Here is a 26,491-nt window from a genome sequence, read left to right as displayed (position 1 = left end):
GGCCGTTTTGGTTTCCGGGGCGGGGTTGTCAAGGGGTGGAGGCGCAACCTGTTTCCTCTGGGAGTCTCAAAATGAAGGTGACGGTTTTCCATTGCGGGCCTATGGCAAACGAAAGCGAGCGGATGGCCGTCGAACAACTGAAGACGAAGCTCATATCTCTGTCCGGCGATGGAGAGTGGATTCTGCTGTGCAATTTATCGTTTTCTGTAACTCACCAATTGCAGTCTGAAGAAATCGACATCGTTGCCATCGGGCCTCCGGGGGTGAAGGTGGTAGAGGTAAAACACTGGACCGCCGCCTGGATCAACAAGAATCGGGATGTTGTCGAGCGAGAAGCCGACCGGGTGACTCTCAAAGCCAAGAAAGTGGGAACTACGCTCCGAAGGGTCGTGAAATCGCTGCCTAGGGTGGACGGCGCATTCCTTCTGACCGAGGGTTCGGCGAAGATTTCCCGGGTCTTGGGTGAAACGGTTCGGGGGGTCCCTTTCCACGGTCTTCGGGATTGCGAGAAGGCGGCCGGCGCAGGGGGCATGGAGGTTTTGACTTCGGATGAAGTGCGCAGACTGGGCCGCGCGCTAGAACCTAAGTGCTCCGTCGCTATAGATGGTTCCCTAAAACGCCTCGCTGGGTATGTGAACCTGGAGCTTCAAACGCCAAAGGAGGAGAGGTTCCACCGCGTTTACAAGGCAGTTCACGCGGCCCGGCAGGACCGCGTCGTGTTGCATCTCTACGACCTGTCCGCGAGTACGGAGAGGAACGCGGATGCGAGGGCCGAAAGAGAGTTCGAGGCGTTGCGGCGACTACAGCTATATCCGTGGGCACCGCGCATTCTGGACTCATACCAAGAGGCGCCCGGGTACGCCGGTGAGATGTTTTTCTTTTCAGTCGTGGACCCGGCGGCTCCAACGTTGGAGGAACGATCAGCGGACGAGACATGGAGCCCTGAGAGCCGGGTGGATTTTGCGAGAAGGGCGGTCCAGGCCCTGAGCGATCTGCACGCAGCGGATAGCGACGAGCCCTTGGTCCACAGGAACCTGACCCCCAACACCATATTGGTGAAGTACGACAACACGCCAATCTTCACTGGATTCGAACGGACGAAGGTTCCGTCCCAAAAGACGGTCGCATCGACAACGCTTCCGTCCAATGCACTGGTGCCTTATGTGCCCCCAGAAATCCTCAGTCAGGGCTACGCGTGTGCGGATCAGCGGTCCGACGTGTACGCACTCTGCGCTTCGCTGGGGGAGATCTTCAAAACGCTCGAAGATGAGACATCGAGACGGGCGCTTTCCGTACTGAAGCAGGGGTTGGCCGAGGAACCAGCCGACCGGGCGAGCTTACAGGAGCTCGAGGCCGGACTCTCGCAACTCCTGGGTGACGTGCACCGCGTCGTTCCGCCTCCACCCGCAAGATACTGGACAGAAGATCAAGTCATCCCGTTTCGCGGCCACGAATACAGGATCGTAGCCCGATTGGGATCTGGAGGCGTTGGCACTACGTACAAGGTTGTCCACGTAGACAGTAAGACCGGAGAAGAATTCGGAACATACGTGGCAAAGGTGGCCCACGAGGAGCACGTGGGCCAACGGATCCTCCGCGCGTACCACCTGGTTCGTTCCCACCTAGGGCATACGGGGCTCTCTACCATTTTTGAAGTGGCGAGCGAGTGGCAGGAAAACAGTTTTGTCGCCCTGATGAAGTGGGTCGACGGGGCTGCGCTTTCGTCGTTCATCGGCGTGTTTCCGTTGTTGGCGGAAGAGCAAGGGGAGCCAAATGCGGAGGCGTTGGCCCTACGCTGGCTGGGCCAGGTCTGCCAGGCCCTCAATGTACTGCACAAAAACGGGATCGTTCAAGGCGACGTGAGTCCAAAGAACTTGATCGTTTCGGGTCAAGATCTCGTGCTCACGGACTATGATTTCGCCACGCGGATCGGAGAACCGAGGGCGTCGCCGGGAACCGTTCTTTACTGCCCACCCCCCACTCCGGCCAGCCAGGGTGCGGTAGCGTCGGACGATCTTTATGCGCTGGCGGCCAGCCTTTTCCATGTGGTGTTCGATCGCGAACCTTTTCGTTACGGGGGGACTCTCGACAAGGGCCGGGGTTTGAACTGGGGGGAGATCGACCAAGGTGCGTACCCCGTGCTCTCGCGGTGGCTCAACAAGGCTACTCACCCAGAGCCCGGCGACCGGTTCGAGAACGCAGCGGAGGCGCTGAAGTGGCTTTCGGAAGCCCGGGTAGCCGGGCGCACACCGATGGACGGAAAGGCAGTCACACCTCCCGGGGTTGCTTCCGAGGGGGACGAGGCACTGTCTGAAGAACAGGTGGAATGGCTGAAAGGGCTTCTCCAGTCCTACCCTGGTTCCCGGTGGGGGAACCAGGAAACCCGCGGGCTCGACACGGAGTTCGCAAAGAGTACGTATGTCGCCACCCCGCTGGAGGAGACGCTACTCCGCGACGTGCGAGATCGGCGTGTGCGGCTCGTCATCCTCTGCGGGAACGCGGGGGACGGGAAGACGGCTCTCCTACAGCATCTGGCAATGGAGTTGGGGCTCGGCCACCACTCCTCCGCGCAAAGAGTCGTTGAAGGGGAGATCCCCGGCGGGCCCACCGTGCGCATCAATTTCGACGGGTCGGCCGCCTGGGAGGGGAAGACGGCCGACCAACTCTTGGACGCGTTCTTGGAACCGTTTCAGCAGGGCCCACCCCAAGAGGACATCGTCCATCTCCTGGCCATCAACGACGGCCGTTTGATGGAGTGGATCGAAAGTTACGAGGAGCGATCTGGAACCACGCCGCTAACCGAGGAGCTTTACTCTCTGCTGCAACAGGAGGTGGCAACTCAGGAGTCTCACATTCGGTTCGTGGATCTCAATCAGAGGTCTCTGGTCGGCGGTGTGCTCCCGGACAAGAAGGCGATCGCAACCGCGTTTCTTGAGAGGTTGGTGGATCACCTGTATGGCGGCCGAGACGCCACGGAGATATGGGCGCCGTGCCGAACCTGTTCGGCGAAGCGCCGTTGCGAGGTGTTCCGGGCGGCGCGCGTGTTCGGGCCGGAAGGGGTTCCGAACCGACAACCAGAGCCGGTTCGAGGCCGGGCGCGCGAGCGGCTCTTCGAGGCGCTCCAGGCGGTGCATCTGAGGGGGGAGACGCACATCACCGTGCGCGAGTTGAGGGCGGCCTTGGTGTACGTCCTCTTCGGCCTCCATTCTTGTGAGGACTACCACCGGCGGCCGGCGGAGGAAACCCTGCCGTATTGGGACCGGGCCTTCTCCCCCACCTCGCCGGCACGCCAGGGGGAGGTGCTGGGGGAGTTGGCACGACTCGACCCAGGCCTCGAGGCACACCCCCGGATCGACCGGTATCTCGTGTCGAACCCAGCGGAACAAGGGGACGGTCCTCCCCGGTATCCCGATCTGACGGTGGAATCTGCGAGGCGCCGAGCCTTTTTCGAATGGAGTGCCGACCACATTCAGTTCGTGTCCGGAGACCCGTACGCGCTGGGGTTGGCGCGGGGGACTCACATCGGGCTCTTTCGGGACCTTCCCCTCAGCGACGCCGAAGATCGGATGCGGGTGTGCGAGCGGCTGTGCCAAGGCATAGCGAAGCTCGAGCAGCTTCCGCCCCGGGCGCTGGACCGAAAGGGAGTGGTACCCCTCCGGATAACCCCCCGCACGCCCACCGAATCGGCCTTTTGGGTGGAAAAGCCCCTCGGCCACTTTCGGGTGGAAGCGGACCTTCCACCCGAAATGGAGGGAATGGAACGGCTTCACCGGAGAGCGTTTCTCGTCTATCGCTACCGGGACGGCCGTGAAGAGCGTCTGCGGATGGGGGCGGAGCTCTTTCACCTGCTGCTTCAACTCGCGGAAGGGTACCAACTGGGCGACGTGTCCTCGGACGACACCTTTGCCCACCTCTCCATCTTCGTGCAGCGGTTGGTCCGGGAAGACGAGCGGAGACTCTTGGCTTGGAACCCGAGCCAGGACGAGCGCGTTTACGAAGTGGGCGTCACCCTGAGGGAAACCGAAGGGGGTGTGAGACAACACCTGGTGATCCGTCCGGCCGGGCAGGAGGGGTAGCATGAGCGGCACGTCGGCGCGAGCGATCGTCGAGGAGATCCTCGGTCGGGGGCACACGCGGGCGATCTGGTCCGCAGACTACCAGAAGGTTCTGCCGATCTCGGTCCAAGACTTCGACCTGTCGGCCGTGCTACCCGCCGTGTTGTACATGTTCCGGTTCGGGCACCGGCGGGGGAAGGGCCGTTTTGTCGAGGTGTTCGGAGGGGAGTCCGGTTCGTACCGGGAACGCCGAAGGCAGGCCACCATCGATCGGGTGGCCGAGGTGCTCTCGAACAACTCGTTGTTTGAGGGTTTTTCGGACGAGACGACCCGGGCCATCCTGGGGGACCTCCTGCTGTGTTTCTGCCTCGAGAACCGTAACCGGGAACTCGGCCGCAGGGAGCAGGTGCAGCGGGTGGCCCCGGCCCACTACCTGGCGAGTTGGATCGACCTTCCGGAATCGGTGGTCAACTTGCGGTACGTCCCGGAGACGATGGTGGCCGTGCTGGCGGAACAGGAAGGCCCGCATGTAGCCCAGACGCCGGATGGCGACAGGACCTGGTTCCCTGTCGCTCGGGGATTTGAAGACAACGTGCTTTTGAAGGCGTTCGCGAAGGGAATCCGGATGGAGGGAGGGCTCGGGGATCGGGCGGGCGACCGGTTCGACGAGAGCACGCAGGTGGGGTTGGACCAACTGCTGATGGTCCGGCTGGCGCAACAACTGGGCGTCGCGCCCGACAAGCTTCGGGGGGGCGAGGGCGAGAGGATCCCGAACCAGCGGCCGATCGCGGCGAGGGCTGCCCGGTACTTTTCCGAGGACATCCGCCGGTTCGTGCGGGAGTACGCTGAGCAAATCCCTCGCCATGCACTGGTCGAGATGCTGGAGTCCTGCGTAGCCTTGGGCCTTACGACGATCCTCTTGAGCGTGGTGGATCTCGTGTTCGCGTGGGCCGAGTCCGGGACGGTCCCACCAAACAATGTGCAGCGTCCCGTCGAGGTGTTCGTGGACTGCTCCAACGGCCTGGACCGAGGGCTTCGCTATCTGGCGGAGCAGTCCATGGAAGACGTGTTGCGACGCCTTGAGCGGTTCCCAGTGGTGCTGATGGCGCTTCGCCTTCTCGACTACGCCGCGAGCCACGACCGTACCTTGCGAAGGCTTGCCATTGCGACCCGGCCGGACGCCACCGAGTGGGTCAACCTGTTGGGCGAACTCCTGTTCGAGAGGCGAGAGGAGGCCCGGGCCATCCTCTACGACCTGGACCGGAGGGGCCAAGAACTCGCGGACGCCATGCAAGACGAGTACCCCGATGCCGCGGCCATCCTGACGAGCGACGAGGCCGTGGAAAGCCCTGTGTGGAGGCTCGCCGAGGCGCTGACATATCTCCAAGGGCGAAAAAACACGTTGGGGAACCTAAATGGCCTTCTGGATGCCTGCCTAATGGTTTCTCGCCCGAACGGCCTTGCCGCCAAGCGAAAGGTTTCCCGCACTGCGCCCGGCCGCGGCCGCAGAACAACGGACGCCCGGTCGCTCATTCTGACCGATGCCGTGCTGGATTACCTCGTCCACCTCCACATCCTCCGGCCGGGACGAAAGGGAGGCGCACGTTCCCTCGCGTTCCGAGAGTTCCTGGAAATCTTGTACGAGCGATACGGGCTGTGCGTGGACCGGGCCCCGCCGGGCATGGCGGTTTCCAACGAGGACTTGCAGCGAAACAAGGCCGTCCTCGAGCGGCGGCTGCGGGACCTGGGGTTGCTGATCGGAGTCAACGACGCCGAGGCCATGAAGCGGCTCGTGCCGCGGTTCCAACACGCTGGAGAGGGGACCCATGATCTGGACTGAAACCCACGCGCGGGTCCTGAGCCGTGCTTTCGAGACCGTGCTGGGTCGGCCGCAGGAAGGCACGATCGCGTTCGCGCGCTTTCTGACGCCCCACGTCGTGGAGCAGTTGGCTCGGGATCGCCGGTTCCAGCCGGCGGGTTGGTCGGTGTACCGGGTGGCGGACGAAAACGATCCGGACGACCGCACGGTGGAGGCGGATCGGGCGGTAGAGTTGCGGGAAACGAAACGGGAAACCACTCTCCTCCTTGTGGATACCTCGCGAGCCGGAGCGGGGATGGATGGCATCTACAGCGCCGCGAAGGAGGTGGAGGAAGCCGGCCTTTTCCGGGAGGCTGTGCGGCAGGTTGCGGCACAGCTCACCAGGAGCCAGTCCAGCGCCGCTCGTAGGTATGCGGAGCGCGCCATCCAAAAGGCGCGGTCACGGGGGCGGTTCAGTGTGTCGCGCTGGGCCGAGTTCGATTTTTTCGCCCGGGCCGTTGCCGAAGGCGTTCACCCCGGGGCGCTCTTGCACTTGCTCGGCCTCTGGCCCGTCCAGGTGGACGAGCCCGCGGATCCGGATGCGGATCTCGCCATCTCTCGGAAGTTTGTGGACGAACTGATCGGGAGAGAGACGGCCGGCCGTTCGCCGGTGCAGCGGATCCAGTCGCTACGGCTTCTTGATCCGACCCCAAAACAGCTCGCAGACCTGGAACGGTTTGTGACGTCGGCCGCCACGAAGCCTCTGCTGGCCGCGGTGGGAGAGCTGGCCGACCTCCCGCACCTGTGGGTCAACGCGCTTCGTCTCGAGATATCGGCGGAGGGGGTGCGGGAGACCGAGTTGGTGCCCTGGCGCAATCGCTCGGGAAAGCTGTCCAAGTGGTCCGGCTTGCGGGAGCAGGGGGACGGCGATCCGCCCGCCTTTGTCTTGGACCCGGAAGCGGAACGCAGCGGGAACTATTCGACCTTGGAAGTGCGCTGGCGGGCCAGGCCCGTGGATTTGCCCAAAGGGGCCGCCGAGTACACGGTGCAGGTTGTGAGCGATCTGGATGAGGAAATCGCCTCTCGGACCGTGAGACACGCCGCCAGGAGGGAGGAGAAGTGCCGGTTTTCGAACGATGATTTTGCGGCACTGGGCGACGACGCGGTGGTGAACGCCCGCGTGCGCGTTGCGGTAGTGGGGAACGACGACGTGGAACCCCAGGAAACGGAAGAGTTCGTCATTCGGTGGGGGGAGGTTTCCGCCGAGTCCAAGACGGCCTCCGGCAAGAGGGTGCGAACCCTCAGCGAAGGGGCCGTCGAGCTCGCAGACAGGGACGACGTGACCACTTTGGCCGCGCGAGCAGACGCTTACTCCCAGGATAGAAAGGGGTATGTGCTCCTGCAGACCGGCAAGGGGGGGAAGCGTTTTCGCGTCTATCGACCCCCTCTTATCCGGGAAGCGGAAGAGGATTGGTTTTCCCGGCAAGGACACCCCGGGAGATGGCTAGTTCGAGTGCGCGAATCGGGCGTCCGGGTGGGCTCTCCGGAGTTCGTCCCCTTGGAGCCCGATGGGGGAGGAGCTTCCCAGGAATGGCTCGCTGTGTGGGAACGTGTAGTTGCTGCAAGTCGACGGTTCGCCGACCGGGTTGCCGTGACCCAAGGTGCGGTGGGGCAGATTTACGATGACGCGAGCCAGGGATTCGGGCAGGTCGTGGAGTATCTTAATGCCTGGGCCGCGCTCCTGAACCACGAGGAAACCCCTCCCGCGTTTGCGCTTACCCAAACCGTAGAGGTGCAGTCCCTTTCGGGCCGCACGCTCGGAGTCGTTGTTCTGCCGGCCCATCCTCTCCGGGTGGCCTGGCACGTGGGCTACGACGCTCTTGTTCTGTTCACGCGATACGTGGAGGGTGCGTCCCCGAAGTCGATCCGGGACGAGTTCAAGCTCTTGGATGGCGCGATGTTCCCTCCGTTCCTCCCGGGGCCGGCAGCGGGTAGGTCATTCGTTTTCGCGGATAACCTCGGCTTCCATGCGGTCGGCATGGTTGCCGACGACGACGAGGAACCGAAGGCGGCGCTGGCCGTTCTGAACCGGGCATTGGGGGAGAGCGACGCGAATGACACGACGCCGACCGTGGGGCAGCAAAGTGCCCACATCTTGGGTGTCGAGATCCAGAAGTATCTGGAATGCCATGAACCACCCCGCGTGATGCATGTGCACGCGCTGCGCCCGGGCGACGGGTTGACCGTGGTCCGGGCTTTGGGCCGCGTGCAGGGGGCCGGTGGGGAGTTGCAGGAGACGGAGGCCGAACCCACGGAGGGAATGGAGCGGAGGTCCGTTGCATTTGTCTTGGAACTGTATCCGTCCCAAGCGCAACGGGGAGTTGCCGGCCGCTTTCTTTTGGAGTTGCGCGAGCGCAGGCGCTCCGGGGCAGGCAGGATTGAAGATTCGGACCGATGGGTCTTCGATTCGGTGAGCCTGCCTGGAGGGGGGCTGATGCCGAAGCTGCGGTGGGCGCGCCGGGATGTCTCGGTTCCGGATAGGGCGGCGCACATCGGGGTGGCGTTCGATACGTTCCAGTCGAAGGTAGTGGCCGGAGCTGAACGCAGGCGTCGACCGCTATTCGCTTTCGGCCTACTTTCGTTCTTCGATCGAACGTACACGGGCAAACCGACCCCGCAGTGGGAGGGGGCCGTACCGGCGGAGGTGGAAGGGGAGAAACACCCGTCGGAGCGGGTGCATTCCGAGCGCTTGACAAGACTCCTCCAAGGGGTTTTGCGCTGCGTGGCCCGCAATCTCGGGAAGTCGGACGGCGATCCCGTCTTGCGCACCCAGATCAGCCCGGAAAAGGCGGAGCAGCTTCAACAAATTCATAAGCTCTGTGACTGGGTGATTACGCTCGATCGAAATGCTGGCATAGAGTACTTCGACTCTCCTCGGGATCACAAAGACATCTACGACGCATACGTCATCGATTGTGTTCCAGAACGGGAAGACCTGGGTTGCCTGCAGCTGATAACTTCTACTTCGAACCTTGATGAAGTGAGAAACCTGTTAGACGGCGCCCTAGACCAGATGGGCCTCAGCAGGAGTAGGCGAAATGCCGAGTTCCTGATGGAGAACCTTAAGGCTTTGAGCGGGCGCCTAGCGATCCGATTGACGGGGCAAAAGGCGCCCACCGTGGAACTGGTGGCGCTGGCTATGAGCCACGCAAACTGCCGACGGTCCGCAGGCGATAGTCCGTGCTGGGTGTCCCTGGAAAGGGGGTTCTTGATCCCCGTGGATGACGTGGCTGACCTGCTACCGCCCCTCCAAGGGCAGGGCGGGACAGAGGTTGACCGGTTGACGCGACCGGATCTGATCTATGTCTCTGTGCTGCCCCGGAAGGGGTTGGTGTTCCAGTTCGTCGAGGTGAAGTATCGCCGGCACCTGCGGGCGGCGCGAAATCCCGAGCTCTTGCAGACGATACGGGGGCAGGTGGAGGGCCTTCGGTCGCGGTGGATGAACTGGTATGGTGCGCAAGACGTGCCAGCGGCATTTCGGGCGCTTCGCCGCGCGAAGCTTGCGCGCGTGCTTCGGTTCTATGCGGACAAGGCTCGAAGGCACTACCTTCCTAAGGATACGTACCGATTGGCGGTGAGCGAGATTGACAAGATGGTAGAGAGGGGGGGCGATTATTCCTTTTCGGATCAACGGATGCCGGGCCTCGGATGGGTCTTTTGCCCGGAGTATCAGGGGGGGCACCCCCTGGAGATCACGCCGGCCGGTTGGGAGACAAGAATCTTTCTGTTCGGGCCCTCGGTGTTGCCGGATTCCGCTTTTTCTGAAGCAACCGCGAGGGGAAGGGCGGATGATCCGGTCACTGACGGCCGGGTGGGCGGGTTGTCCATCTCGCATATCCCGAAAGTTGGGGTGTCCGGGGTTGGGGTCGACGGCATCCCCGCCGGGAACCGAATACCGCCGGATGCAGAGGTTCCCGTCGCTCCTGCGGCTCCCCCTGACAGGCGGGAAGGGGCGGTGCCCGCACCGGAACGTAGGGGGCCGGGCCAAAACGTCGCTCCTGCAATTTGTCTGGGAGCGGACGCGTGGTCGGGCGCGGAGGTGCGTTGGCCGGTTACGGTGAAAGGGAATCCCCATTTGCTACTGGCCGGTTTGCCGGGAATGGGGAAGACGACTTGTCTGCTCAACATCTGCAAACAGATGCTGGACGCCGGGATCCGGCCGATCGTGTTTTCCTATCACCAAGACATAGACGAGAGACTACAAGCCGCTGTGGGAGGGGTACGCTTCGTCGATTTCTCGGGCCTCGGGTTCAACCCCCTTCAGGTGGTCGACCGCGATTCCCCCATGGGGTATCTCGATGTGGCCGGGGCCGTGCGGGACATTTTCCTTGCCATCTATCCCGAGTTGGGTGACATCCAGGGGGAACGGATACGGAGAGCGGTGAAGGAGAGCTTTTTGGAGGCCGGATGGGACCAGCAGACGGACCGCGGAGAGGATCTTGTTGAGCCACCATTTCGTCGGTTTGTCGAGATCCTTCGCGCGGAACCCAGGCAGGATAGGGGGTTGAAGACTCTTTTGGCCCGTCTGGAGGAACTCGACGACTATGGCTTTTTTGATCTAGCTGAACATCAACAAAGCCTTTGGGAGAGTAGCGCGCCGGTAGTGATTCGCATTCACTCGACGCAAAATGAGAATCTGCAAAAAGCGTTCGCGTCTTTGGTTTTCTACGGGCTGTACAAAGACATGTTCAAGAGGGGGGTGAAAGATCGCATCACGCACGCGATCGTTTTTGATGAAGCGCACAGGGCCGCCAGGTTGAAGTTGATACCAACCATGGCGAAGGAGTGTCGCAAGTATGGAATATCCCTTGTTTTGGCATCGCAGGAGGCAAAAGATTTTCACGCTTCCCTTTTTTCTGCTGTGGCCAACTACCTCGTGCTGAGATTGACAGAAGCAGACGCAAAGGCACTCGTGCGCAATGTGGCGAGTTCCGATCAGGAAAGGACTCTGATTGACAAGATAAAGCAAATGCCCCGGTTCAGGGCCCTGTATTTCGCTGAAGGCAAGACGCGGCCATCGACCGTCGATTTGCTGCCTTGGCCCGATCATCTTCCAGAGGGGGATATGCCTCCCGTTCCCGATGCGCCGGAACCGATTCACCCTAACGGGGCAGCAGTTGTCGCCGAATCGGGTACCGCTTTGGTGTGTTTCGCCGACGCGCCGAGGACACCGGGGCGCGACAGTTGCCTGAAAGAATACGAAGGTAGGTTCAAGAGGTTGAGGACAGATGTGAAAAAGGCTCATTACCCTCCCGGCACTTCCCACCGAGCCCCACACAAACCATTGCTGCTTTTGTCTATAATAGATCTTGTCGAGCAAGGAGATTTAAAAGATAACTTTATTGAGCCGTCCCAGCGGCTAGCCGAGCGGTTTAGCAAATACTGGTCGCTGGTTATGCCGAATGAGAGAGAAGGAAACCTGGCGTATCCGTTCTTCCATCTTCGAAACGAAGGGTTCTGGCATCTGATCCCTGTGGAGGGAATGGAAGAGGCTCTCCAAGATCTACCAAGAATCCGTTCTATTGCGGAACTCACTAAGTTCGCTCGGGGCGCACGGCTGGACCCGGAACTCTTCGAATGCATGCGTGACCCAGTGGGGAGGGAATCGCTTCGCAGAACGTTAGTTTCGACCTATTTTGCCCCGGAGTTGTGCGAGAAGCTCTTGGCAGCGGTATCGGGCTAGGAAAGCGAATGGAGGAGGGTGGTCATGGAGGGAAAGACGTTCGTGAAACGAGAGTCGTTACAAGATTTGGCCGTTGAGTTGTGTCGTCTCGTGCGGGTCAAGAAGCCAAAAACTCCCAGAACTCATAAAGTGCCCCAGTTGGCGGTGGTGGTGAACGAGGCTGAGAAGGTTGTGTACCTGCGGGCTCAAAATCCACCGGATCTCCTCGAGAAAGGAAGGGTGCTTGCTCGCACGCTCCATCAACACTCTTGGAAACCTAGGTTTGCGAACCACCCGCATTATAAGGACTGTGTGGAGGTGGCCGACGTCGAGCCCAACCCTTCACCGGCTGATTGGGATTCGGTGATCGAGGAGTTCAAGGCACGGGGGTACCGGATCAAGGCGACGAAAAGTTTCCAGTGGGGCCGTAGCCGGCCGGAGAATGTTTCGAGAGGGAGGGGCCCATGGCCACGATGATTCCGGAAATTCCGGAAGGGGTGGAGGCGTTCCACACCGAAGGGGAGCGGAGGTTCTACCGGTTTCTCCAGCAGGTGGCCCGGCCCGACAGGGAGTTCGTGGCTTGGTACACCCCGGACGTGGGCGGCCGGGAGCCGGACTTCGTGCTCTTTCACCCCGATCTCGGGCTCGTGGTGTTCGAGGTCAAGGACTGGGCCCTTCATCAGATTCGCAGGGCCAACCCCCACGGCTGGGTGATCGAGGTGACCGGCCGGGAGGAGGCCCGGCCGAACCCCCTGCGCCAGGCCCGGGAGTACAAGAACCAGATCCTGGAGCGGCTGCGGCGGGAACGCCCCCTGTGCCTGGCCAACGACCCGCACAAGGTGAAGGTGCCGGTGGCGGCCGGGGTGGTGTTCGCGAACATCAACCGCCACGAGTACGAGGAGAAGGGGCTCGACCGGGTGATCCCGTCGGGCCTTTCGTTTTTCTGGGACGACCTCCACCCCCAGGGCGATCTGTTCACCGACCCGTCGGGCCGCAAGTTCCGCGAGCGGCTCGAGGCGTCGTTCCGGCCGCTCTTCCCCTGTCGGCTCACGGGCCGCGAGCAGGGCCGGGTGCGGCAGGTCCGTTTCCCCGAGGTGCGGATTCCGGCCGTGCGGCCGCCCGCGCCCGGGGAGGACCGGGAGCGGCTTCGGCTCCTCGACCACAACCAGGAGAGCCTGGCCCGGCGGTGGGACGGCGGCCACCGGATCGTGGCGGGGCCTTCCGGCTGCGGCAAGACCCTGGTCCTCGTCCACCGGGCCCGGTTCCTGCGGAAGTACAACCCCAAGGTCCAGCGGGTTCTCCTGGTCTGCTACAACGTGGCCCTCGTGCCGTACCTGAAGCGGCTGTGCGTTCGCCAGGGGCTGGGGCTGGGGCCGGGCGGCGGGGTCGAGGTGTGCCACGTGTTCGAGCTGTGTCAGCGGGTGGTGGGGGAGCCGGTCGCGTTCGAGAAGGAGGAGCCAGGGTACTACGATCTGGTGGTCGAGGAGGCGCTCGGGCGGCTGGCGGAGTTTCCGGAGCGCTACGATGCGGTGCTGGTGGACGAGGGCCAGGATTTCTCGGATGCCATGCTCCGCCTGGTGGTGGGGCTTTTGAACCCGGACACGGATCATCTGCTCATCGCCCTGGACGAGCATCAGGACCTGTACCGGCGGGGCGGCCGGGCGCGGTGGTCGGATCTGGGAATCCGGGCCCGGGGCCGGGTTCACCGCCTGCGCACGGCCTACCGGAGCACCGAGGAGCTCGCTGGCTTTGCCGGGCGGTTTCGGGGCCTCGAGACGTCGGCCGAGCCCAGCCCCGGCGCGACCCAGTTGGAGCTCTTTTCGGGGTATCTCACGGCCCCCGGGCCCGATCCGGCCCTCGTTCGGCTCCCAGACCCGAAGGCGGTGGTGGCGTTCGTGGCCGAGGCGGTGGCCGAGCGGGTCCTGAAAAGGGGGGTGCCCGCCTCGGAGGTGGCGGTGCTCTACCCCACGAAGCGCCCCTACGACCCGGAGGGGCCGCCCCTTCCCAAGAGGCTGGAGCAGGAGCTCCTGGCCCGGGGCGTGCTGGCCCGGTGGGCTGCGGAGGACTACCGGAGCAAGGCGGGCCACGACATCACCATCGACTCGGTCACCATCTCCACCGTGCACACGGCCAAGGGCATGGACTGGTCGGTGGTGTTCGTGGTGGGGCTCGACGCCCTGGAGCCGGGGAACCGGTGGAGCAAGGAGCAGCTCAAGAACCTCGCCTACGTGGCGATCACCCGGGCCCGGTACGAGCTGGTGGTCCCGTACGTGACCGAGAACGGCCTCGTCCGGAGGCTTCGGAGGAGCCTGGGGTGAGCCGTTGTCGGGCCGGGCCACGGGGAAGCCGGAAACGGGGGAAGCCACACCGACCGGGGACGTTGCGGTCTCAGCGGATTCGTGATAATTGAACATCGAATATTCAATCGTCACGGAGCCCCCATGATCCCGCGCACGCTCGCCCCAACACTGCTCCGGGCCGCCGGGGCGTTCCCGGTGGTCAGCGTCACCGGCCCGCGCCAGTCCGGCAAGACCACCCTGGTGCGGGCGGTGTTTCCCCACCACGCGTACACCTCCCTCGAGCTCCCCGACCAGCGGCAGTTCGCCCTCGAGGACCCGCGGGGCTTCCTGGAGCAGTTCGCCGGGCCGGTGATCCTCGACGAGGTGCAACGGGCCCCGGACCTGTTCTCGTACATCCAGGTCATGGTCGACGAAGACCCCCAAACGACCGGGCGCTTCGTGCTGACGGGGTCCCACAACTTCCTCATGCTGGAGCGGATCTCCCAGTCGCTGGCCGGCCGGTCCGCGGTGCTGCACCTGCTTCCGCTCTCCCTGGCCGAGCTTCTTGGCGCGGAGCCCCTTTCGTTCGACGCCCTGGGCCGGGAGGTCCCGGCCAACCGGCTCCCGGCACCGGACCGCGGCCTGCTCGAAACGCTCTACACCGGGTTCTATCCCCGGATCCACGACCGGGGCATCGAGCCCCGGGATTGGCTGGCGAGCTACTACCAGACCTACCTGGAGCGGGACGTGCGGACCGTGGTGAACGTGGGGGACCTGGAGACGTTCGGCAGGTTCGTCCGCCTCTGTGCCGGCCGGACGGGCCAGTTGCTGAACCTCTCGGCCCTGGCTTCGGACGCCGGCGTCACCCACTCCACCGCGCGGCGCTGGATCTCGGTGCTCGAGGCGAGCTTTCTCATCGCTCTGCTGCGGCCCCACCACGAGAACTTCGGAAAGCGGCTGATCAAGAGCCCCAAGCTGTACTTCCTGGACCCGGGGCTCCTGTGCTACCTCCTGCAGATCCGGTCCCCGGAGGAGCTGTTCCACCGTGCCGAGCGGGGCGCGGTGTTCGAGAGCTTCGTGGTGAGCGAACTCCTGAAGGCGTTTCTGCACCGGGGCGAGCAGCCGAGCCTCTACTACTGGCGCGACGCAGCCGGCCACGAGGTCGACATCCTCGTGGACCTGGGCGCCCACCGGATCCCGGTGGAGATCAAATCCGGCCAGACCGTCACCCCCGAGTTCTTCGCCAACCTCCGCTACTGGCGGAACCTCTCCGGCGACCCCGACGGACCGGCGGCCCTGTTCTACGGAGGCGACCGGGCCTTCCGGCGGTCGGGCGTGGTGGTGCTTCCCTGGTTCGGGGTGGCGCAGAGATCCCCGTGAGCCGGGGGTGGCGGGCGGGTGGCGTGACGATTGAATATCCGATATTCAATCGTCATGAACCGGGCGCCCCGCGGCTGCGGTTCCCCAGCCGGGCTCTCTACCCGGCTTCCACAGGACTCGGAGGACAAGAACCAGATCCTGGAGCGCCTGCGGCGGGAACGCTCCCTGTGCCTGGCCGACGCCCTCACAGGGTGAAGGGGCCGGTGGCGGTCGGGAAGGAGCAGCTCAAGAACCTCGCCTACGTGGCCATCACCCGGGCCGGTACGAGCTGGTGGTTCCGTATGTGACCGAGAACGGCCTCGTCCGGAGGCTTCGGAGGAGTCTGGAGTGGGCGGCTGGGGGGCGGGAGAACGCGGTTTGACAACAGGGGCCCGGTCGGGCACCGTGTAGTTATATGTGTAGCTGTATGGTTGCGGGGAGATGATGGCTCTGAACATTCGAAATCCCGAAACCGACCGGCTCGCAACGGTTCTGGCCCGATTGACCGGTGAGACCAAGACCGAAGCGGTCACCCGAGCCCTCCGGGAACGGCTGGAGCGGATCCGCCGGGAACGCGGGGGGCGGCGCTTGGCCGACGAGTTGGACGAGATCGCCCGTCACTGCGCCTCGTTGCCGGTGCAGGACCCGCGCCCGGACGACGAGATCCTCGGGTGCGACGAAGACGGGCTGCCGCGTTGACCGGGAGGTGAGCGGTGCGGATCCGGGTGATCACCACGGGGGGTACGATCGACAAGGTGTACTTCGACGCCAAGAGCACCTACCAGGTGGGCGAGCCCCTGGCCGGGGAGGTGCTCCGGGAGGCCGGGGTGGCGTTCGAGTACGAGGTGGAGCCGGTGATGCGCAAGGACAGCCTGGAGATCACGCCCGAGGACCGGGCCCGGATCCGCGAGGCGGTGGAGCGGTGCCCCGAGGACCGGGTGGTGGTGACCCACGGCACCGACACCATGGCCGAGACCGGCCGGGCGCTCGCCGGCATCCCCGGCAAGACCGTGGTGCTCACGGGTGCGATCCAGCCGGGCCGGTTCCGGTCCACGGACGCGCCGTTCAACCTGGGGTTCGCCGTGGCCGCGGTGCAGATCCTGCCGCCCGGGGTGTACCTGGCCATGAACGGCCGGGTGTTCGACCCGTTCCGGGTGCGCAAGAACCTCAGGACGAACCGGTTCGAACCGGTGGAGCCTCGGCCCGGGTCCGGGTGAGGGCGATGCCCGTGGCCACCAGGGCCCCGCCGACCCAGACCGAGGGGTCCAGACGCTCGCCCAGGAACAGCCACCCGAACACCACCCCGCTCACCGGAACCAGGTTGATGAACACCCCGGCCCGGGCCGCGCCCAGGGCCTGCACCCCCCGGTAGTACCACACGAACGCGAGCACCGTCCCCCCCAGGGCCAGGTACAGGGCGCTCGCCCAGGCCGTGGCCGACCAGGCCCCGATGCCGCGGGCCAGGCCCCCGGCCAGGGCCGGTCCGGCCAGGATCGCGGCGCCGACCACGCAGGCCCCGGCCGTGGCCTGAAGGGGGCTCAGGCCGGCCAGGGCCCTCCGGCCGATCAGGGTGTAGGCGGTCCAGCACACCACGCATCCGGCGATGCACAGCTCGCCCACGCCCACGCCCCCCCTGAGGACCTGCAGGGGGTGGCCCCGGCTCACCACCACGCAGGCCCCCACCACGGCCACCCCGATGCCCAGGCTGGCCCGCAGCCCCAGCCTCTCGCCCAGCACCAGGGCGGCTCCGGCCGCGATGGCCACGGGGTTGTTGGCGATAATGAGCGCCGCCCGGCCCGCCTCCACGGTGCGAAGCCCCGTGAAGAAGAGCAGGTTGTACCCGGCCACGCCGGTCAGGCCCAGGAGCGCGAACCACCCCAGGGTGCGCGGGGTCCAGGCCACGGGCTCGCCCTCGCGCCAGGCCAGGGCGGCCAGCACCGCCCCGGCCAGGGCGAACCGCACGAACGCGGCCGCGGCCGGCGACACCTCGGCCGCCAGGAGCCGGCCCGCCACGAACGTGCCCCCCCACAGCACGGCCGCCCCGGCCAGCCGGACGTACAACCCACGGTTGATTACCATGTCGACCTCGGTCTCCGGTCATCGGCCTTCGGTCCCGGGCCCTCGGACGGCCGAAGCGCTTCCGTCTGTTCCTCTCGCATCCCTTGACAAGGCGCTGGCAGTGCGTTCCATTGGCGCAGGGAAGCGGGGGTTTGGTTATGGTGGACAGCGTTCAGTATATTCAAAAACCCTTTGTTCTTGCCAAACGAGTCGAGCCTGTGGTACCCAGGGGCCCTTCGCTCACGGGGCGCGTAGCCGCCCGGAAAGGAGGAGGATCATGAGCCTGCGACGCATCGCCACCCTGACCCTCGCCGCGGTCCTGGCCGCGGGCCCGGCCTTGGCCGGGAAGACCCTGGACACCGTGCGCGCCCGAGGATACGTGATCGTGGGCGTGAACGGGAGCCTTTTCGGGTTCGGCATGCCCGACGAGAAGGGCGTGTGGAAGGGGCTGGACGTGGACACCGGCCGGGCCATCGCCGCGGCCGTGTTCGGCGACGCCTCCAAGGTGAAGTGGGTGCCGCTGACCGCGGTGCAGCGGTTCACCGCGCTCCAGTCGGGCGAGATCGACGTGCTGTGCCGCAACGCCACCCGGACCCTGACCCGGGACACGGCCCTGGGCCTGGACTTCGTGCACGTGAACTACTACGACGGCCAGGGGTTCATGGTGCCCAAGAAGCTCGGCGTGAAGAGCGCCAAGGAGCTCGACGGCGCCACGGTGTGCGTGCTGCCCGGCACCACCACCGAGATGAACGCGGCCGACTTCTTCCGCACGAACAACATGGAGTGGAAGCCGGTGGTCATCGAGAACACGGCCGAGCTGGCCAAGACCTTCTTCTCGGGCCGGTGCGACGTGCTCACCTCGGACGCCTCCCAGCTCGCCGGCACCCGCGCCGTGGCCCCCAACCCGGACGACTACGTGATCCTGCCCGAGATCATCTCCAAGGAGCCCCTGGCCCCGGCCGTGCGCCACGGCGACGAGCAGTGGCGCGACATCGTGGACTACGCGGTCATGGCCATGATCGCGGCCGAGGAGATGGGCATCACCTCCAAGAACGTGGACCAGATGCTCAAGAGCAAGGACCCCAAGATCCAGCGGTTCCTGGGCGTGACCCCGGGCAACGGCAAGGCCCTGGGCCTCGACGAGAAGTGGGCCTACAACATCATCAAGCAGGTGGGCAACTACGCCGAGGTGTTCGAGCGCAACGTGGGCCCCAACACCCCCCTGGGGCTGGAGCGGGGCCTGAACGCCCTGTGGACCGACGGCGGCCTGATGTACGTGCCGCCCTTCAAGTAGAGGAACGCGAGCCGGGGCCGGCCCCCTTCGCCGGGGCCGGCCCGGTGCCCCCACCGGATCCCACCACGGACGCCCGCACGAGCCCATGATCCAGAGCACGAGCGCACCCGCGGCCGCCACCCCGTTCTGGAACGACCCGGCCAAGAGGGCCCTGGCCTTCCAGGCCGCGGTCCTGGCGGTGGTGCTGGCCGTGGGGTACTACCTGTTCGCCAACGTCCAGGCCAACCTGGCCCGCCAGAACATCGCCACCGGGTTCGGGTTCCTGGGCCGGGAGTCCGGGTTCGAGATCGGGGAGTCCCCGATCGCCTACTCGGCCGCCGACACCTACGCCAAGGCCCTGCTGGTGGGGGTGCTCAACACCCTGCGGGTGTCGTTCCTCGGCATCGTGCTCACCGTGCTCCTGGGCACCTTCGTGGGCATCGCCCGCCTGTCGACCAACTGGCTGGTGTCGAAGCTGGCCGGGGCCTACATCGAGGTGCTCCAGGACATCCCGGTGCTTCTGCAGCTCTTCTTCTGGTACGCCCTGTTCAACGAGATCCTGCCCTCGCCCCGCCAGGCCCTGAGCCCCCTGCCCGGGGTGTTCCTGTGCAACCGGGGGCTGCTGCTTCCGATCCCGGCCGCCCACCCGGCCTACCGGTGGATGGCCGCGGCGTTCGTGGCCGCCTGCGTGGGGGTGTGGCTCCTTCGGCGTTGGGCCCGAAAGCGGCAGGAGGCCACGGGCCGGATCTTCCCCACGTTCCGGGTGGGCCTGGCCCTGCTGCTGGGGCTGCCGGCCCTGGCCTGGTGGCTCGGCGGGGCGCCCACGGCCATGAACGTGCCCCACCTCAAGGGGTTCAACTTCCGGGGCGGCCTGTCGCTGAGCCCGGAGTTCGCGGCCCTGCTGCTGGGGCTCGTCCTCTACACCTCGGCGTTCGTGGCCGAGATCGTCCGGGCCGGCATCCAGTCGGTGAGCCACGGCCAGACCGAGGCGGCCATGAGCCTGGGGCTCACCTCCGGCCAGACCCTGAACCTGGTGATCCTGCCCCAGGCGCTGCGGGTGATCGTGCCGCCGCTCACGAGCCAGATGCTCAACCTCACCAAGAACAGCTCCCTGGCCGTGGCGATCGGGTTCCCGGACTTCGTGTCGGTGGCCAACACCACCATCAACCAGACCGGCCAGGCCATCGAGGGGGTGGCCCTCATCATGGCCGTGTACCTGATGTTCAGCCTGTCCACGTCGGCCTTCATGAACTGGTACAACAAACGCATCGCGCTGGTGGAACGGTGAGCGCATCGAGCCCCTCCCAACCGTTGCGGCCCCCCTCCACCCGCCTGGGGGTGTGGGGCTGGATGCGGGTGAACCTGTTCAACGGCTGGTTCAACTCGCTCCTGACCGTGGTCACCGTGGCCGGGCTGGGCTGGGTGGTGCCCCCCTTCCTGCGGTGGGCCTTCTGGGACGCCCTGTGGAACACGCCGGCCGAGGCCTGCCGGGTGGGTGGGGGCGCGTGCTGGTCGGTCATCACCAAGAACCTGCGGTTCATCATCTTCGGGTTCTACCCCCACCCCGAGCAGTGGCGGCCGGCCGTGGCCATGGGGCTGCTGGTGGCCCTGCTGTGGTACAGCAAGGACCGCCGCCGGTGGAAGAGGTCGCTGGGCTGGATCTGGCTGGTGGCGCTGGTGGTGATGGGCGTGCTGATGCGGGGCGGGATCCTGGGGCTCGAGCCGGTGGAGACCAGCCAGTGGAGCGGGCTGCCGCTGACGCTGCTCCTGTCGGTGTTCGGCATGGTGGCCGCCTACCCCCTGGGCGTGGTGCTGGCCCTGGGCCGGCGCTCCCGACTGCCGGCCGTGAAGAGCCTGTGCGTGGCCTACATCGAGCTGATCCGGGGGGTGCCGCTGATCAGCCTGCTGTTCATGTCGTCGGTGATGTTCCCCCTGTTCCTGCCCGAGGGGGTCACCGTGAACAAGATCCTCCGGGCCCTGGTCGCGATCATCCTGTTCACCGCGGCCTACATCGCCGAGGTGGTGCGGGGAGGGCTCCAGGCCATTCCCCGGGGACAGTACGAGGCGGCCGAGTCCCTGGGGCTCAACTACGTGCAGACCATGCGGCTGATCATCCTGCCCCAGGCTCTGAAGATCGTGATCCCGCCCACCGTGGGCATCCTGATCTCGGCGTTCAAGGACACCTCGCTGGTGGTGATCATCGCCTTGTACGACGTGCTCAACACCACCAAGTCCACCCTGTCCAACCCCCAGTGGATGGGGTTCAGCACCGAGGCGTACCTGTTCCTCGCGCTTCTGTACTTCCTGGGCTGCTTCTCCATGTCCAGCTACAGCCGGCGGCTCGAGCGGGAACTGACCCCGGGCACGGCCGGCCGCACCCGGTAGGAGGTTCCCGATGGCGCGCCAGCCCGAGCCGGCCGCACCCGTGAAGCCGGCCCACGAGGCGATCATCCAGATGATCCACGTGCACAAGTGGTTCGGCGATCTGCACGTGCTCAACGATATCAACCTGGAGGTGGCCCCCCGGGAGCGGATCGTGATCTGCGGGCCCTCGGGGTCGGGCAAGTCCACCCTGATCCGGTGCATCAACCGCCTGGAGAAGCACCAGCGGGGCCGGATCCTGGTGGACGGCATCGAGCTCACCAACGACGTGAAGAACATCGAGCGGATCCGCGCCGAGGTGGGCATGGTGTTCCAGCACTTCAACCTGTTCCCCCACCTCACGATCCTGGAGAACCTGACCCTGGGCCCGATCTGGGTGCGCAAGACCCCCCGGAAGGAGGCCGAGGAGATGGCCATGCACTTCCTCGAGAAGGTCCGGATCGCGGACCAGGCCAAGAAGTACCCGGGCCAGCTCTCGGGCGGCCAGCAGCAGCGGGTGGCGATCGCGCGGAGCCTGTGCATGAAGCCCAAGATCATGCTGTTCGACGAGCCCACCTCGGCCCTGGACCCCGAGATGGTCAAGGAGGTGCTCGACGTGATGATCGAGCTGGCCGAGGAGGGCATGACCATGCTGGTGGTGACCCACGAGATGGGGTTCGCCAAGAGCGTGGCCGACCGGGTGATCTTCATGGACGCCGGCCAGATCGTCGAGGAGAACACCCCCCACGAGTTCTTCGACCACCCCCGGCACGAACGCACGAAGCTGTTCCTGAGCCAGATTTTGCATTAGGGTCGGTCGTCGGTTGGGACCCCTGCCCCCGGCTCCGATGTCGGGGCGAGCTTTCGACCAACGACTAACGACCAACGAACCGAAGTTGCCGGGAAGAGATTCTTGAGCCTTCCAGCTTTCCAGCCTCCCAGCCTTACAGCCGAAAGGGGAGGGCCGTGTCCGTGCCGGTGACCACCGCGCCGGTGCCGTTCGAGCCCGGGCCCCGTTACTTGTCGGGCAACGAGGCCGCGGCCGATGCGGCCGTGGCGGCCGGGTGCGACTTCTACGCCGGCTACCCCATCACCCCCTCCAGCGAGATCATGGAGCGGATCGCGGCCCGGTTCGCGGAGCTCGGCCGCGTGTTCGTGCAGATGGAGGACGAGATCGCCTCGATCGGGGCGGTGATCGGGGCGGTGTGGGCCGGGGCCAAGGGCATGACCGCCACCTCGGGGCCGGGGTTCTCCCTGATGATGGAGGCCCTGGGGTATGCCGCGTTCACGGAGACCCCGCTGGTGATCGTGGACGTGCAGCGGGCCGGCCCCTGCACCGGCCAGGCCACCCGCCCGGGCGCGGGCGACGTGCAGCAGGCCCGGTGGGGGTCCCACGGAGACTACCCGGTGATCGCGCTGTCGCCCTGGTCGGTGCAGGAGATGTTCGACCTGACCGTGCGGGCGTTCGAGTTAGCCGAGCGCTACCGGGTGCCGGTGATCCTGCTGGCCGAGGAGGCGGTGGGCCACCTCAGGGAGCGGGTGGACGTGCCCGCCGAGGTGGCCGTGGCCGGAAGGGACCGGGACCCGTCGGGGCCGCCGTTCGGCACGGACGAGCCCCAGGGGGTGCCGCCGATGCCCTGCTTCGGCGACGGCGCCGACCTGCTGGTGACCGGGTCCACCCACGACCCGTGGGGCTGGCGCCGCACCGAGGACCCCGAGGTGCACGAGCGGCTGGTGACCCGGCTCCACCGCAAGGTGTGGGACCGGCGGCCCGAGATCTGCCGCACCGAGGGGTACCTCCTGGACGACGCCCGGTTCGCCCTGGTGGCCTACGGGTTCACCGCCCGGTCGGCCCTGGCCGCGGTCCGGCGGCTGCGGGCCGAGGGGGTGCCGGTGGGGCTGCTGCGGCTCCAGACCCTGTGGCCGTTCCCGGCCGAGGAGGTGGCGGCCCTGGCCCGGCGGGTGGCATGGATCGGGGTGCCCGAGATGAACCTGGGTCAGGTGCAGGGAGAGGTCCGCAAGGAGGCCCGATGCCCGGTGGACGGGCTCCACCAGGTGAACGGAGAGGTCATCGACCCCCGCCGGATCGCGGCCTGGGTGAAGGAGGCGGTGCAATGGCCCGGGATCTGAGCCACTGGCTGCGCGAAGGGCTCGGGGCCACCCCGTTCTGCCCGGGGTGCGGCCACGGCATCCTGCTGGGGGCCGTATGCCGGGCCCTGGACCTGGCCGGGGTGGAACGGGAGCGGCTCCTGGTGGTCTCGGGGATCGGGTGCGCCGCGTGGATCCCCTCGCCCCACCTGCGGGCCGACACCCTGCATACCCTCCACGGGCGGGCCCTGGCCTTTGCCACCGGCGCCAAGCTGTACCGGCCCGATCGGGTGACCCTGGTGGTGAGCGGCGACGGCGATCTGGCCTCGATCGGCGGGAACCACTTGATCCACGCGGCCCGGCGGGACCTGGACGTCACCGTGGTGTGCGCGAACAACTCGATCTACGGCATGACCGGCGGCCAGGTGGCGGCCACCACGCCCCGGGGGGCGCGCACGGCCACCACCCCGGCCGGCAACCCCCACCGGCCGTTCGACCTGTGCCGCCTGGTGGCCGCGGCCGGCGCCTCGTACGTGGCCCGGTACGCGGTGGTGCAGCCCGACCGGGTGGCCCGGGCCGTGGCCCGGGGCATCGCCACGCCCGGGTTCGCGTTCGTGGAGGTGGTGAGCCCGTGCCCCACCCAGTACGGCCGCCGCAACGACGAGGCCGATCCGGCCCGGGCCCTGGCCGCCCTGCGGGAGCGGCTGATCGGCCGGGAGGAGGCCGAGGCCCTGCCGGCCGGGGAGCGCGCCGGCCGGATCGTGGTCGGGGAGTTCGTGGCGTGACCGGCCGGGTCGAGGTTCTGTTCTGCGGGTTCGGCGGCCAGGGGGTGCTGCTCATGGGGCACCTGCTGGGCCTCGCGGCCGTGGCCGAGGGCCGGTGGGCGGCCGGCGCCGGGTCCTACGGCGCCCAGGCCCGGGGATCGGCCTGCCGGGCCGGGGTGGTCCTGGCACCGGAACCCGCGGACTTCCCCCACGTGCTGGAGCCGGACCTGCTGGTGGCCCTGTCCCAGGACGCCTACGAGCGCTACCTGCCGTGGCTCGCCCCGGACGGGGCCGTGCTGATCGACCGGGGGGTGGCCGCGGCGCCGGACGAGGGCCGACCCCGGCTCTGGGTGCCGGCCCTCGAGGTGGCCCGGGACGCCCTGGGGAACCCCCAGGTGGCGAACGTGGTGCTCCTCGGCGCGGTGGCCGGGGCCACCCGCCTGGTGGGGGCGGGAGCGATCGAGGCCGCGCTGGCAGAGGCCGTGCCCTCCCGGCTCCTGGAGCTCAACCGGAGGGCCCTGGCCGAGGGGGTGGGCCTGGGCGCGGCCCTGGCCCCGGACTTGGCCGGGTGGCGCCGTCGCCGGGGCCTGGAGGCTCCGGCGTGAGCCGGGCGTTCCGACCCGAGATCGACCCGGCCCGGTGCGGGGCGTGCCGGGTGTGCGAGGGGGCCTGCCCGGCCTCGGTGCTGGAGACCCTGGGCGCCGACCCGGACTGGACGTGTTCGCCCCGGTGGGCTCGGGCCGGGGCGGACGGCGCGGCCCCCTGCCGGGCCGCCTGCCCCCTGGGCCAGCACCCAGGCGTCTATGCCGAGGCCTTGGCCCGAGGGGATATGGCAGCGGCCCTGGCCGAGGTGTTCGGGCCGAACCCGCTCCCGGGCGTGAGCGGCCACCTGTGCCACCGGCCGTGCGAGGCGGCCTGCGTGGCCGAGCCCCGGGTGCCGGCCCGGCGGCTCAAGGAAGCGGTGGCCCGCCTGGCCCGCTCCCGGCCCGGCGCGCTCCTGCCGTGGCTCCCGGAGGGGCCGCCACCGGAGGGGCCCCGGGTGGCCGTGGTGGGTGCCGGCCCGGCCGGGCTTGCCGCGGCCCGGGACCTGGCCCTGGCCGGCTGCCGGGTCACCCTGGTGGATGCGGCCGAGGCGGCCGGGGGGATGCTGGTTCAGACCATCCCCCCATTCCGGCTGCCGCGGGAGGTGGTGGAGGCGGACCTCGCCCCCATCCTCCGGCTCTGCGCCGAGGTCCGGCTGGGCACCCGCGTCCGGGACCCGGGAGACTGGGAGGGGCTCCGCGCGCGGCACGACGCCGTGGTCCTGGCCCTGGGAGCCGGCCGCGGGCTGGGGCTGGACCTTCCCGGCTGGGGCGGCGACCGGTGCCTCGACGCGCTTTCGTTCCTTCGGGCGTTCTGCAACGGCCGACCGCCCGACCTCACAGGACGGGTCGTGGTGGTGGGCGGGGGCAACGTGGCCGTGGACGCGGCCCGGGCGGCCGGCCGGGCCGGGGCCGACGAGGTGGTCCTGGTCTACCGCCGGGGCGAGGCCCAGATGCCGGCCGACCCGGACGAGGTGGCCGAGGCCCGGGCCGAGGGCGTGTCGTTTCGGTTCCTACGAATGCCGGAGGCGCTGGAACCGCGGGGAGAGGGGGTTCTGCTGCGGCTTCGGGAGACCCTGCCGGCCGGCCGGGGGGAGCCCGTGGTCGCGGGACCCGAGGTCGAGGACCTAGAGGCGGGCTGGGTGCTGGCCGCCGTGGGCCAGGCGCCGGAACACCCGTTCCTGCCGTCCTCGTGCCTGGACGCGCGGGGCCGCGTCCAGGGCGGGCCGGGGGGCGAGGTGCCAGGGCTCCCGGGGGTGTTCGCGGCCGGGGACGGCGCGACCGGGCCGGGGTACCTCACCGAGGCCCTGGCCTCGGGTCGGAGGGCGGCCCGGGCCGTGGCGAAGTCCCTGGGGCTGGAGCCCTGGGACCCGACTCGGGTCTCGGGGGCGCCCGAGGGGGACGTCCCTCCGGACCTTCGGGAGGAGGCCCGGACGTGCCTGCGAACCGTGGGGTGCACCGAGTGCTCGGTGTGCCGGCACCTCTGCCCGGACCTCGCCATCACCCGGGACGGCCAGGGCCGCGTCTCGATCGACCTCGACTGGTGCAAGGGCTGCGGCATCTGCGCCGCCTTCTGCCCCCGGGGCGCCGTCCGGATGGTGGCCGAGGGATGAGGAGGGGAGGACCGGAGCCGCCGCCCGGTTCGGTCTCCCGCCTGCGCGCGGTCGCCCGGGAGTACCAGGCCGAGAAGGTGATTCCCCGGTGCGGTGGGTGTCGCCGGCCGTGCTGCCGGCTGGAGAGCCTGGTGATCGAGCTCGACTGGCCCCGGCTCCGGGCCCTGTGGGGGATCGAGGAGGCCCGGGAGGCCTTCGACCGGCGCCTGGCCCGGGGGGAGGGCCCCCCGGAGATCCGGGCCGAGGGGGGCATGTACTACGCCCACGGAAGCGTCTGCCCGGCGTTCCGGGACGGTCGGTGTGCGGTGTACGACACCCCGGCCAAGCCTCCGGGGTGCACGGACTTCCCGGTGTACGAGGACCAAGGCCGCCTCGTGGCCGACCTGCGGTGCGAGGCGGTGGAGCCGGACGAGGTGGAGGCCCGACTCCTGGCCGCGTTCCCGCCCCCGGCCCGCCTGCGTCGCCGGCCGGACCGGCGGTTTCCGTTCCTGGTGCGGTGGACGGTGCGGGGACAATGAGCGCCCGCTCCCGAGCCTGGAC

Annotated in this window: 18 protein-coding genes; 17 read left to right on the top strand and 1 reads right to left on the bottom strand. The window is 67.2% G+C overall.

The window, feature by feature from the left end:
• Window positions 1-71 precede the first annotated feature (71 nt).
• The 8 genes from DEFCA_RS21505 (at window position 72) to DEFCA_RS0110415 (ending at window position 16,430) form a co-directional block, all read left to right on the top strand.
• Entirely contained in the window at window positions 72-4,076 is a 4,005-nt protein-coding gene (locus DEFCA_RS21505; RefSeq protein WP_084319081.1) for an NERD domain-containing protein kinase family protein, read from the top strand.
• A 1-nt stretch (window position 4,077) separates the two neighbouring features.
• Window positions 4,078-5,895 carry a hypothetical protein gene (locus DEFCA_RS0110460; RefSeq protein ID WP_051463230.1) on the top strand — a complete coding sequence of 606 codons (1,818 nt, stop codon included), beginning with the start codon at window positions 4,078-4,080 and terminating at the stop codon, window positions 5,893-5,895.
• Window positions 5,882-11,596: an ATP-binding protein gene (locus DEFCA_RS0110450; RefSeq protein WP_051463229.1), complete on the top strand. Its 5,715-nt coding sequence runs from the start codon at window positions 5,882-5,884 to the stop codon at window positions 11,594-11,596. The genes DEFCA_RS0110460 and DEFCA_RS0110450 overlap by 14 nt, the downstream gene beginning before the upstream one ends.
• Window positions 11,597-11,620: 24 nt before the next feature.
• Window positions 11,621-12,052, top strand: coding sequence for a hypothetical protein (locus DEFCA_RS22275; RefSeq protein ID WP_169709543.1), 432 nt, complete (start codon window positions 11,621-11,623; stop codon window positions 12,050-12,052).
• Window positions 12,040-13,893, top strand: a complete 1,854-nt coding sequence (locus tag DEFCA_RS0110435; protein WP_025322963.1) for a 3'-5' exonuclease — start codon at window positions 12,040-12,042, stop codon at window positions 13,891-13,893. Before DEFCA_RS22275 ends, DEFCA_RS0110435 begins: the two co-directional genes overlap by 13 nt.
• A 123-nt stretch (window positions 13,894-14,016) precedes the next feature.
• Complete coding sequence (locus tag DEFCA_RS0110430; protein ID WP_025322962.1) at window positions 14,017-15,234, top strand: ATP-binding protein; 1,218 nt, start codon at window positions 14,017-14,019, stop codon at window positions 15,232-15,234.
• A gap of 423 nt (window positions 15,235-15,657) precedes the next feature.
• Window positions 15,658-15,912, top strand: a complete 255-nt coding sequence (locus DEFCA_RS0110420; protein WP_025322961.1) for a type II toxin-antitoxin system VapB family antitoxin — start codon at window positions 15,658-15,660, stop codon at window positions 15,910-15,912.
• 14 nt (window positions 15,913-15,926) lie between these two features.
• Entirely contained in the window at window positions 15,927-16,430 is a 504-nt protein-coding gene (locus tag DEFCA_RS0110415) for an asparaginase (protein ID WP_025322960.1), read from the top strand.
• Here the strand turns inward: DEFCA_RS0110415 and DEFCA_RS0110410 are convergent.
• Window positions 16,381-17,292: a DMT family transporter gene (locus DEFCA_RS0110410; protein ID WP_025322959.1), complete on the bottom strand. Its 912-nt coding sequence runs from the start codon at window positions 17,290-17,292 to the stop codon at window positions 16,381-16,383. The genes DEFCA_RS0110415 and DEFCA_RS0110410 overlap by 50 nt on opposite strands.
• 256 nt (window positions 17,293-17,548) lie before the next feature.
• Between DEFCA_RS0110410 and DEFCA_RS0110405 the strand changes: the two genes are divergently transcribed.
• The 9 genes from DEFCA_RS0110405 to DEFCA_RS0110365 all read left to right on the top strand — a co-directional run bounded on the left by DEFCA_RS0110405 (window position 17,549) and on the right by DEFCA_RS0110365 (window position 26,469).
• A complete protein-coding gene (locus tag DEFCA_RS0110405) occupies window positions 17,549-18,565 on the top strand; it encodes an amino acid ABC transporter substrate-binding protein (protein ID WP_025322958.1) in 1,017 nt (338 codons plus the stop codon).
• A gap of 85 nt (window positions 18,566-18,650) precedes the next feature.
• Complete coding sequence (locus tag DEFCA_RS0110400; RefSeq protein ID WP_025322957.1) at window positions 18,651-19,832, top strand: amino acid ABC transporter permease; 1,182 nt, start codon at window positions 18,651-18,653, stop codon at window positions 19,830-19,832.
• Window positions 19,829-20,929 carry an amino acid ABC transporter permease gene (locus DEFCA_RS0110395; protein WP_025322956.1) on the top strand — a complete coding sequence of 367 codons (1,101 nt, stop codon included), beginning with the start codon at window positions 19,829-19,831 and terminating at the stop codon, window positions 20,927-20,929. Before DEFCA_RS0110400 ends, DEFCA_RS0110395 begins: the two co-directional genes overlap by 4 nt.
• 70 nt (window positions 20,930-20,999) lie before the next feature.
• Complete coding sequence (locus DEFCA_RS0110390; RefSeq protein ID WP_407919188.1) at window positions 21,000-21,716, top strand: amino acid ABC transporter ATP-binding protein; 717 nt, start codon at window positions 21,000-21,002, stop codon at window positions 21,714-21,716.
• Between the two features lie 155 nt (window positions 21,717-21,871).
• A complete protein-coding gene (locus tag DEFCA_RS0110385) occupies window positions 21,872-23,035 on the top strand; it encodes a 2-oxoacid:acceptor oxidoreductase subunit alpha (RefSeq protein WP_025322954.1) in 1,164 nt (387 codons plus the stop codon).
• Window positions 23,020-23,778: a thiamine pyrophosphate-dependent enzyme gene (locus tag DEFCA_RS0110380; protein ID WP_051463228.1), complete on the top strand. Its 759-nt coding sequence runs from the start codon at window positions 23,020-23,022 to the stop codon at window positions 23,776-23,778. The genes DEFCA_RS0110385 and DEFCA_RS0110380 overlap by 16 nt, the downstream gene beginning before the upstream one ends.
• The gene (locus DEFCA_RS0110375; RefSeq protein WP_051463227.1) at window positions 23,775-24,362 is read left to right on the top strand and encodes a 2-oxoacid:acceptor oxidoreductase family protein; all 588 of its coding nucleotides are present in this window, start codon (window positions 23,775-23,777) and stop codon (window positions 24,360-24,362) included. The genes DEFCA_RS0110380 and DEFCA_RS0110375 overlap by 4 nt, the downstream gene beginning before the upstream one ends.
• A complete protein-coding gene (locus DEFCA_RS19470) occupies window positions 24,359-25,951 on the top strand; it encodes an FAD-dependent oxidoreductase (protein ID WP_035802897.1) in 1,593 nt (530 codons plus the stop codon). Before DEFCA_RS0110375 ends, DEFCA_RS19470 begins: the two co-directional genes overlap by 4 nt.
• The gene (locus tag DEFCA_RS0110365) at window positions 25,948-26,469 is read left to right on the top strand and encodes a hypothetical protein (protein WP_025322953.1); all 522 of its coding nucleotides are present in this window, start codon (window positions 25,948-25,950) and stop codon (window positions 26,467-26,469) included. The genes DEFCA_RS19470 and DEFCA_RS0110365 overlap by 4 nt, the downstream gene beginning before the upstream one ends.
• Window positions 26,470-26,491 lie beyond the last annotated feature (22 nt).

Origin of the sequence: Deferrisoma camini S3R1 (assembly GCF_000526155.1) — a bacterium.
Classification (GTDB): Bacteria; Desulfobacterota; Deferrisomatia; order Deferrisomatales; family Deferrisomataceae; genus Deferrisoma; species Deferrisoma camini.
This window is presented reverse-complemented; position numbering and strand designations above follow the sequence as displayed.